The sequence below is a fragment of the Streptococcus sp. GMD5S genome (assembly GCF_000298715.2).
Lineage (GTDB): Bacteria > Bacillota > Bacilli > Lactobacillales > Streptococcaceae > Streptococcus.
This window is the reverse complement of record NZ_AJRG02000064.1, coordinates 1-9,903: the sequence shown is the minus strand read 5'-3', so window position 1 is coordinate 9,903 and position 9,903 is coordinate 1. Positions and strand designations below refer to the sequence as shown.

General features: G+C 37.6%; 6 protein-coding genes and 1 pseudogene. All 7 read right to left on the bottom strand.

Going from position 1 to position 9,903, the window contains the following annotated elements; all coding sequences use genetic code 11:
• Positions 1–97, bottom strand: a pseudogene (locus GMD5S_RS10665) (hypothetical protein); the annotation flags it as partial.
• Positions 98–1,962: 1,865 nt separating this feature from the next.
• Entirely contained in the window at positions 1,963–2,610 is a 648-nt protein-coding gene (cas6e, locus tag GMD5S_RS0209885; protein ID WP_000275970.1) for a type I-E CRISPR-associated protein Cas6/Cse3/CasE, read from the bottom strand.
• 4 nt (positions 2,611–2,614) lie between these two features.
• On the bottom strand, positions 2,615–3,334 hold the full coding sequence (cas5e, locus tag GMD5S_RS0209880) for a type I-E CRISPR-associated protein Cas5/CasD (RefSeq protein ID WP_000849181.1): 720 nt from the start codon (positions 3,332–3,334) through the stop codon (positions 2,615–2,617).
• A 9-nt stretch (positions 3,335–3,343) separates the two neighbouring features.
• The gene (cas7e, locus tag GMD5S_RS0209875) at positions 3,344–4,417 is read right to left on the bottom strand and encodes a type I-E CRISPR-associated protein Cas7/Cse4/CasC (protein WP_000210568.1); all 1,074 of its coding nucleotides are present in this window, start codon (positions 4,415–4,417) and stop codon (positions 3,344–3,346) included.
• The gene (gene casB / locus GMD5S_RS0209870; RefSeq protein WP_000893380.1) at positions 4,407–5,000 is read right to left on the bottom strand and encodes a type I-E CRISPR-associated protein Cse2/CasB; all 594 of its coding nucleotides are present in this window, start codon (positions 4,998–5,000) and stop codon (positions 4,407–4,409) included. The genes cas7e and casB overlap by 11 nt, the downstream gene beginning before the upstream one ends.
• A gap of 9 nt (positions 5,001–5,009) precedes the next feature.
• Positions 5,010–6,677 (bottom strand): type I-E CRISPR-associated protein Cse1/CasA, encoded by a 1,668-nt coding sequence (locus tag GMD5S_RS0209865; protein ID WP_000086038.1) that lies wholly within the window; start codon positions 6,675–6,677, stop codon positions 5,010–5,012.
• Positions 6,664–9,444: a CRISPR-associated helicase/endonuclease Cas3 gene (locus tag GMD5S_RS0209860; RefSeq protein ID WP_000038364.1), complete on the bottom strand. Its 2,781-nt coding sequence runs from the start codon at positions 9,442–9,444 to the stop codon at positions 6,664–6,666. Before GMD5S_RS0209860 ends, GMD5S_RS0209865 begins: the two co-directional genes overlap by 14 nt.
• Positions 9,445–9,903: the final 459 nt, after the last annotated feature.

Here is a 9,903-nt window from a genome sequence, read left to right as displayed (position 1 = left end):
ACTTCATGTGACCTTGCTGGATGCCCGTACTCACCAAGGCTTTGAGGGCCGCAAAGTTTTGGGCGAGACCGATAGAAACGATAATCTGAGCTAAGGATTTTAGTCTCGTTTTTCCAATCAAAAAATGTTGAGCATTTAGTTCTGAAAATCTCTAAGAAAACAGATGCAAGACAAATTTTCTTATACTCTGCTACAAGTTTTTTACCCAACTGATGTTATTGTTACCAAATGTCTCCATGATGACTTCATTCGATTTACTTGTCTTCTCCTTTGTTATGTAAGATGTCTTCTTTGACACAAAATATGCTTTTTTCCTATAAAAAAACACTCCTATCTCTAATTTACCAGTTTTCAATAGGGAGATTTTCTTATATCTCATTTTATGTAGTCAATCCCCCGCGTGTGCGGGAAAAACTTGACTTGTTTAAGGATAGAGTAAACGTGGATAGGATCATCCCCGCGTCTGCGGGAAAAACTTGCTTGATGGCTACAAAGGAAAAATTGGTGGAGGATCACCCCCGCGTGTGCGGGAAAAACTGGGCCATCTATGAGATGGGGCTAGATAATCAGGGATCACCCCCGCTTCTGCGGGAAAAACATAACTTCCATAAAGCGAATACAAGCATCTGTAGGATCACCCCCGCGTCTGCGGGAAAAACAGAGGGATTGTCCAGCTTGTGGATGTGTCTACAGGATCACCCCCGCGTCTGCGGGAAAAACAGAGGGATTGTCCAGCTTGTAGATGTGTCTACAGGATCACCCCCGCGTCTGCGGGAAAAATAAACATGAAAGCCAGTTCAATTCCTGTATCCAGGATAGGATCATCCCCGCGTGTGCGGGAAAAACTCCATTGATAAGCTAAAGTTGCTAAAAATACTGGGATCACCCCCGCGTGTGCGGGAAAAACCAATTCTTCATCTTTTTTAAGAAGTGAACTTAAGGATCACCCCCGCGTCTGCGGGAAAAACAGTGGAGCAGTCAAACCCAATCGGCTTCTATCAGGATCACCCCCGCGTGTGCGGGAAAAACGTAAGGATTGCAGCACTTGAAACGTCTTGCGTAGGATCACCCCCGCGTATGCGGGAAAAACTCACCCTCATGGTCATTGATAGTCATAATCATGGGATCACCCCCGCGTGTGCGGGAAAAACCTACCGTCATTCTTACCGATGACCAAGCCCTCAGGATCACCCCAGCATGTGCGGGAAAAACAAAGGCATTAAAAAGCCCTCTTTACTATACCCAGGATCACCCCCGCTTCTGCGGGAAAAACCACGGTTTCTATTTCAACGGTCAGAAGCAAATGGGATCAATCCCACGTCTGCGGGAAAAACACAACCATTCAAAAGGTCATTTTCTTAGACCCAGGATCACCCTCGCATATGCGGGAAAAACTTACTTGTTTCTTTCTTATTATCTTCAATCGTAGAATCACCCCCGCGTGTGCGGGAAAAACTTCAAGTGCCTTGATTTGCTTATCCTGGTCTTGGGATCATCCCCGCGTGTGCGGGAAAAATATATCAGACATCTTGAAGATGGTAAGAGTCTTGGGATCACCCCCGCTTCTGCGGGAAAAACGGATATCCACCCCGTTCGTACAAGTGAATTGTGGGATCACTCCCGCGTGTGCGGGAAAAACATTTGACTCAATATGGGAATGTCAATCGTGTTAGGATTACCCCCGCTTCTGCGGGAAAAAACCTGCCAAAATGACAAGGATGCTGACTGCACCGGGATCACCCCCGCGTGTGCGGGAAAAATAGGCTATAATCAGTCACCAAACGGAAAGTCACGGGATCACCCCCGCGTATGCGGGAAAAACAGATTGGCAAAGAATATCGCAAGAGCAGTGGTAGGATCACCCCCGCGTGTGCGGGAAAAACTGTTCTACGTAAATAAAGCTGACACGATCACTTATTTTAGGAAGTTCTCGCAGAGATGTTTTCTTCGTTCCACTTTTTTTTACCATGATTCGTTTCCCAATGGAATAACGGTCATTAAACCAAAACCGTATGCTTTTTTCTTTCCCATTCCTTCAGTCAAAAGCTTCTTAAAAAGATCTGCATCACTAACTGTTAAGACCCCTTCATAAACAACCTTTATCAATCGGATAGGTTTAACAGCTTTTTTAAACACCTCATAACCACGTTCAACGATTGAAAAATCTTCTTTTATCAGTGAGAATCCATTTTTGTCAGAGCGTTCTACTAGATAATTCATCTGATGTTCACTCGTAATATGAGGTTTTACAATACCTCTTTTAAGATTATCTGGTGATACTAAGGAAATAACTGGATTAAGCACCACTCGAAATTTCATTCGGCTACCAGTATAGATGTTATCTAAAAATTGTTGATAATCCTTGGTTTGAGCACTACCAGCAACCCCATATTTTTCTAATCCTTGTAAATCAGGTTTATTTTTACTAACAATAATCAGGTAATCTTTATCTTGGATACGATCTATACGCCATAATTTTCTTGTTCGAATAGATTGTTCCATTTCTTCTGGAAAACTCTCTTCTACCCAAGCATGATATGCGCCTATATGTGTTAAGCGCCTAATTTTTCGGCGATTGGTCCGATCAATTTCTACTCTTGAGATATACATACCATCAATCTCCTATACTCTTAAAAACATCATGTGCCGTATTTTTATCTCGAAACGAATTCCGAACTTGAACCAGTTCTCTAGTTTCATACCTATAGCCAAATCTTCTCCCCTTTTGTGAAAAAGACTTGACAACATCTTGTCTCAATTGATAAATACCTCTATCGGTTAAATGTCTATCAGAATAGATTTCTAAAGTTACGGCATCCATAAACTTTCTCTTCATAAACCATGGTGAAGCTTGCCATTCAAGAGTTCTCAAACTTTCAACTGCTCCAATCTCAGTTTCACCTAAGATAAAATCTGCAGTCAACGGCAGAGCCCTTCTTCCCATAAATGGTTGGAAATAGGGATTTCTCAAAGCTTGTAAAATCATTTCCAAAAACTGCTCATTATTATGAGAAAGAGCCACTACAAAAACAGCATCTTCTAAATAATAACGATTTGTGACATAATTTCGTTCAAACTTTCCTTTTTCTGTATACTTCTGTGCAATATGAAAATCTCTGAGTAAATTTCCTTGTTGATCCACTCGAACTGCAAAATCCAGCTCGTTTAAACGAACAATTTTTTCATCATCGTCTCGACGATATCCTAGACTTGAAGCAATCAACCCAATAACAGAACTCTTAGAAGGATAAAAATCCGTATGTCTTGTTTCGAAATGTGAACTTGTCCCCCAAGATTGCAAAGGACCAGCAAATTTCAACAAAATAGTCTTCATGCCATTCACCTATTTTTTGAGGAATTGTTCTAAGGTTTCCGAAAAATCTTTTAATAATTCTGAAACTGAATATTTTTCCTCACCAATTTGTTTTAAACTCTCATTTTCATCCAAAGTCACATAGAAAGTCAAAAGTGGTTTATTCACGAATTTTTCAACTCTTGTATACTCTTTAGACAGTTTTTCAATAGATTTCGCCACATAACCATCTGTTGATTTAACTGGTTCTTCAAAAGCACTGACAAGATTAACAGGACGATCATCACGCAAAGAAACGATTAGAGCCTGCGGTAAAGTTTGATTGGCAAAAGTATTCACTTTTCCTGTCGGGAGGGAATTTGCAAATGCTTCGATGAATAAATTCAAACTGTTCTTTAAGGATTTCTCATCCTCTAGTTGTTTTGATAATTCATGAATCGCAACATTGGCATAACGATAGAGCGTAGAAGAGTTAAATTCGATGGTTCCCAGCATACCTGCACCTGCATTATCCTCTGGAGCTAAATCATCAATAGCAGTAAAGAAATCAAATTCAGTTTGTACAGCATGTGTTGAAATAGCATGAGCAACTTGAGAGGAAGCATCCTCGTTTAGAACTGGATCTTCAGCTACCATTCGACCGAACATAGCAACATCAATGGCTGGATTTGAGTTAGCTAGTTTTTGAAGTTCCTTTTTATCAGTCAGATTTTCATAGGCTGCTTGAGCTAATTTCTCAGCTTGTCTATCCCCCATAAAGTAAAGTGCCTTGACTTTACCTTTTTTCTTAATTCCAGTAGCTATCAAGACTGTATCTGCTTTGGTTAGTGCATCTTCAAAACTGATAGAATTATCTAGTTCTACAATTTTACCCGCAACATACCTTACAATGTCTTTTGTTCGGACACCGACATTTGACTGTTCTCCATAAGTATTAAAATAGTCTCTTATAGCTCTCTTCCAAGCTTGAGAACTCACGCGCGATCTTTTTACGCCACCGTACTGAGCAGTCTTTGGGCTACCTGTATCATCTCTATTCATATTTGAAGGTGGTAAGGTTTGTATAGCATGAATATCTAAAAATAAGCGTTGGTTAGTTGTCATTGTGTTTTTCTCCTTTGATTTGTTTATAATATGATCTTGCCCAATTTAGGCGAAGATTTTCTTGTACATTTTTTAAAAACCAATACAAGTCTTCAGCTAACTTAGCATAATCAACCTTTGTAGCAGGAGACTTTGTTTTGAGCAACATCATCATGTGGCGTAAATGGTAGATCAACTCTTCAAAAGTTGATGATGTAATCATAACATTGAACCTTCTGTCAATGGCTGTCGTGTCATCTCCTTTTCGAAGTTGACTAAGAGCAGAACCGATATTTTGATAAGTATCGGGCTCATCTAACATCACACTGGTTGAAGTTCCTTGTTGATGTAAGGCGTAAAATTGGATAGCTGTATAAATCGCTAACTCCTCATAGCTAGGCTGCTGGTATGAATTGACGAACTCCTCTGGTAAATGCTCAAATAAAATCGGCCAGATATCTGTTGCATCGCTCAAGGGTTTACCCAACGTTTTTCTAATTTTGGCCAGTGCGGCTTTACTCAATGGTGACTCCAACTCATAACTCAATTGTCTAATAATTCTTTTTGTGACAGAACCAACTGTCTGTTTGGATTGTTCCAACACACACACCTCCTATTTTAATTGTTGATGAAGCAAATATTCAAATGAATTATAGGCAGTTGCAATATTTTTTATTCGACCATCTTTTTCAATGCCGAGGTAGTCCCTAGTTCCTCCGTGACCTAAGATGCTCTTTGCTTCAGCTTTAACCATTTTTTTCAGCAAATCTCTCCATTCTTTGATTTTAGGATCCTTTTCATCATCTGGTAGGATACTGGATAACCATTCTCGAAAAGGGTGATCGATTTTGAAATAGAGCATTTCAACCATCTGATTAGTATAATTGTTGTTTGAGATATTCCTGATTTCTTTTAGTTCCTCTATATAGCGTTTATATACTTTGGAAATGACAGTTTTTGTTTCTTCTACCACCTCATTAATACGTGGTACCCAACCACTCTCATTAAAATCCGCCAAAACTAAATCATTGATAAGTATAGAGTCAATAACTTCATCAGTTGGAAGCCATGAAGTAGCATTTCCATCATCCTGCATACTAATGGAAATAATATTAAATAATCTATTTCCTATTATGTCACCTATATCTCCGAGCCAATCAATAATTCCCGGTTTTCTAAAGTGCCCTGTTCTATCTTCTACTGCTAGCAAACCAAATGACCGCCACAACGATTGATTCAAGAGATGTTTCCTAGGAGTATAGCTATCTTTATTTTCTCCTGTAGTATTATATTTCCATGTTGTCATCGGCTCTAAAAAATTGTCCCGATGATTAATTTCGGGTAATTTTACAATCTCAAAAGAGAAAGGCTTATTTAAATCATATTCTGGATCAATATAAATCCCTCTGCTCCAAATCGTATACAGATTAGTTAAATCTGTACATTCACTACCAAACAAATAGCGATTAATATTATCAGAACTAGCAAATTCCCAACAGGGACATTGAATACTTTCTAAATTACCATGGTCATAGAATGGCAAGATACAATTTAGTAACAGCGTTTCAAATAAAGAAGTTCCCTGTATAAAAACTGCCCCGATATCAAACAACCAGCCCTTTGACACTTTATATTTTTCTTTTCCAAAAATAACTTTATCGGATAATCCTGAGTACCCTTGAAAAGTTAAAAGCCATCGTGTAACTTCGGAAGCAGTCAGTTGTTCTTTATTTTTACCATTCTTTGGGGAAAATAAGGCTAACTTATTCTCACTCTCTGAAATCGTTCTATTGATATTTTTCCCAGAGATACTGCTTGCTTTTGCTTTACTAATTTTGTCTGCTACAATATCCTCTTTTCTAACTTGAAAAAATGGATATTCCTTATCAAATAAGTAAAAGCGATCCCGCCATTTTTCTAGGTAATGACTAACAATGTCTGGGAACTTACCACTTTCCCAAAGATCTTTCCATGTATCATATAAATCATCCTGATAGTCAGCAATATCAGATTCTTCCACAGGCTCAATTTGTTTAAACCGCTCATCTACTGCCAGATACTCATAGACATTACCATCTGCATCAAAGCGTGAAAAGACAGTATGTAACACAGCCAGCAAAACTCGCAGCACAGCAAAATCTTGCGTTTTTGTATCTCCTGCTAAATCTTTGTACTGATGAGCATTTATAAATAATTCCTGCAAGGAAACTTCTTTTGTTGTTCCTTTTTCATCATAAACGACAGAAATCCAGGGTTCATCTAGTAAATTAAATCGACTCATTCTTATTTAACCTCTCCGTTGTAATCCCATATTTTTTATCATATAAGAGTTTAAACCCATTGAGAATAAACTCATTGTTTTCATCAAAAATAATCCCGAGAGCTCCTTTTAACCACGATGAATTTCGCCATTGACTTAAATAGCTGTTGTTATACCTTTCAAGCTCTTCAATAGTTTGATCGATATTATAGCCCTTGGATAAACTCATAGGAAGTCGTAAAGTATTTTGTGCTACTTTTTTAGCGACCAAAGGATTATCAATATTCTGAGATATATCTTGATTTTCAATAAATAAGCTATAGCCATCAGACATTTTTTTTAAAGCAATCACTTCAATTGTATCTTCAACATCACGAACCTGAGCATTAGATTTTTCTTCACTATCGTTTGGATGCAGGTTCTTCAACCAACCAATCAGACTATTGTTTCTATGTCTCGATATTTTTAAGACAGGATCATTGATACGGTATGTTCTTGCCTTTGTTTCCTTATTCTTAATCGTGACATCATGCTCCGTCTTAGCATCTAAATATTTTTGCTGAAATTCCTGACTTGAAAACTCAATTGTAAAATCTGGACTATAAACTTTCTGGACTAATGGTGAAATATCATCTGGCAATCTCATGATATCTGGTAAAAAGTGCTGAGTTCTGGCTAACAGATAATCACCATAAACAAAACTACTTCCTTCTTCAAAATCCAACTCTTGGGAAGTTCCTAAAACGTAAAACCTAGCTATTTCATGCTTTTGAGGCCGTTCTATTTGGTGTCGATGAAGTCGTCCAATACGTTGTATTAGCAAATCCATAGGTGCCAGATCACTTATCATCACATCGAAATCAATATCCAAGGATTGCTCAATCACCTGAGTTCCAATGATAACTTTCTTATGTGGACGGTCTACATTTTTTCCGATTTGTTGTAATAATTCTTTCTCTTTTTGGATTCTTTCGGTCGCAATAAAACTGGAATGAAGTAATTCCACCATATCATCTCCAAAAATTTCCGAAAAGTTTCTTGCCAACTCTTGGGATCTTCTCACTGTATTGACAATGATTCCAACTACTCCACCGCCCTCAAGGGCATCTTTAACAGTTCCCAATAACTGCTCTTCTTGTAAACGAATGATGTGAATGTCTTTTATGTTTTGCTTATTGAATGTTGTAACTTGATAAATCTCTGAGCCATCATTATAAGTGATTAAAGGATAAACGTCTGTCTTTAATTGGTCCGTATTTTCAATATCTCGCCATTTGATCCCCATCCCAGACATATAGCTTTTAAGGATATTTTCTCTTTGTTGAGAAGGTAATGTCGCTGACAAAATGACTACCGGAACACCATAGGCTCCCATCCATTTTATCGCCTCCATCAAATATTGACTCATATAAGCATCATAAGCGTGAACTTCATCAATAATAACAACCTTTTTACTAAAACCTAGATGACGCAAAGCTAAATGTTTTTGTTTCAATGCTAACATTAAGAACTGATCAACAGTCCCCACTACAAAATCATCTAAAGCCGAAGTCTTTCTCCCAGAAAACCATTCATTAATGATAACGCTACCATTTTCTATATCATCAAAATTAAATGTATTAGCTTTAAGTTTTAAAAAATCTTCGTTTAGAGCTGCTTTCCCGTGTACCAACTGAATAGATAGTATGTCTTCAGAATCATCCTTTAAACTTTCAACCCATTTTTCAATACGATTAAAAATCCCATTCGATGTCGCCTGAGTTGGTAAACCAAAAAAAAGACCGCTTCTTCCCGTCTTAGTAGCTAACTGCTCTGCTGTAATCAATGAAGCTTCTGTCTTCCCTAACCCCATTGGTGCTTCTAGAACTACAATCCCAGGTTTAGATATTTGAGTAATAACATGAGATAAGGTTGATTGAACATTATTAGGTTCAAATCCAAATCTTTCCTTATAAAGACTATCTGGTTTTGAGATATATTTAGGTTGCCACAAACTAGTTTTTTTCCACCTTTCAAACCCATCTTGAAGGCGTCTTAACTTATCTACCTCCTCTTTTTCATTGACACTTAATAAAGGAAAGTAGTACTCATTACTAGCGATCCAGTCAGCCATAATCAGCAATCCTGATAAGATAACTTGAGCAGGCTGTTTAATTCTAGGAAGCTCTCTCACAGAGTCAAACCCCAACTCATCTAAAGCACCGTTGAAGATTTCTTTTTGAACCAAATCCCAATTCTTATGGATAGCACTCTCCTTACTTTCATTTTGAAAATAGTTTGAAAGATAGCTCCCTTGATTTTTTACATCCTCAATCGTATCAATCGGTCGTCCATGGTGTCCACCAATAATAGTCGAAATATCCTCTTGAACACCATAACTAGATAGCAAATATTGACCTGCAAGGCTGTGATGACTCTTTTTTGGTGATGATAGTTGAAGTGAACTAATTTTAGTAAATCCTGACTGCTCCAATTTTTCTAATAGTTGAATATCCAAATCATCTGAATTTGCAAATCCTCTTTGAGTTTGAAAGGCTGGAGTTGCTTTCCCGATATCATGAACAGCAGCTAAAAATTGTGCAAGTCGTTTCCCTAAACCGCCATCATGTGTTACTGAATCCAGAGAATCCTCAATCAGTTTTTTTTGCCCCTCACTTAACCAATGCTCCCAGAGAAGTCCAATTATATTTTTTGTATCTTCTAGATGCTGAGACAAGGGTAACCAAAAAAATCTACCATTTTCTTCCTTTTTCTTAGCCCAAAGAGTATCGGACTTTTTCTTAGACATGCTTCATCCCCTCTTCATCCCATTTTATATATTTCCATTTTATACCTAAAAGTTTTAAAATACAACAACAAACATGGAAGGGGTTACAAAAACATGCTGTTTTCTAAAGTAGTGTAAACATAAGAATGGGAAAATCCTTTTTAGAGGAGTTTTAAAACATTACTAGAATGATCTTTATTACTATAAAACCATTCACCATAGAATTGCTTCACTTCCATACCCTAAAGTAAGAAATGGATGATATTTCCCTTAAATTAACTGTAAAGGATTGTATTGTTGAAAATGGGTACATTCTCTGTGATTCAAATATCAAAAAAAGAGAGAATAATGTAATCCTCTCCTGTTCTTCGTTATATGTGAGACTTTTCAATTGACAATGAACTTGTTTTCCTTATGTTTCATTCTTTGAGACTAATACCACGGTTTCAACTGGCTAAGACCGCCAGACTTTTAAATATT

Excerpts from the sequence above, each read along its gene's own strand:
- cas5e (WP_000849181.1), bottom strand. The coding sequence starts at position 3,334 with ATGAAGACTATTTTGTTGAAATTTGCTGGTCCTTTGCAATCTTGGGGG.
- cas6e (WP_000275970.1), bottom strand. The coding sequence starts at position 2,610 with ATGTATATCTCAAGAGTAGAAATTGATCGGACCAATCGCCGAAAAATT.
- GMD5S_RS0209860 (WP_000038364.1), bottom strand. The coding sequence starts at position 9,444 with ATGTCTAAGAAAAAGTCCGATACTCTTTGGGCTAAGAAAAAGGAAGAA.
- GMD5S_RS0209865 (WP_000086038.1), bottom strand. The coding sequence starts at position 6,677 with ATGAGTCGATTTAATTTACTAGATGAACCCTGGATTTCTGTCGTTTAT.
- cas7e (WP_000210568.1), bottom strand. The coding sequence starts at position 4,417 with ATGACAACTAACCAACGCTTATTTTTAGATATTCATGCTATACAAACC.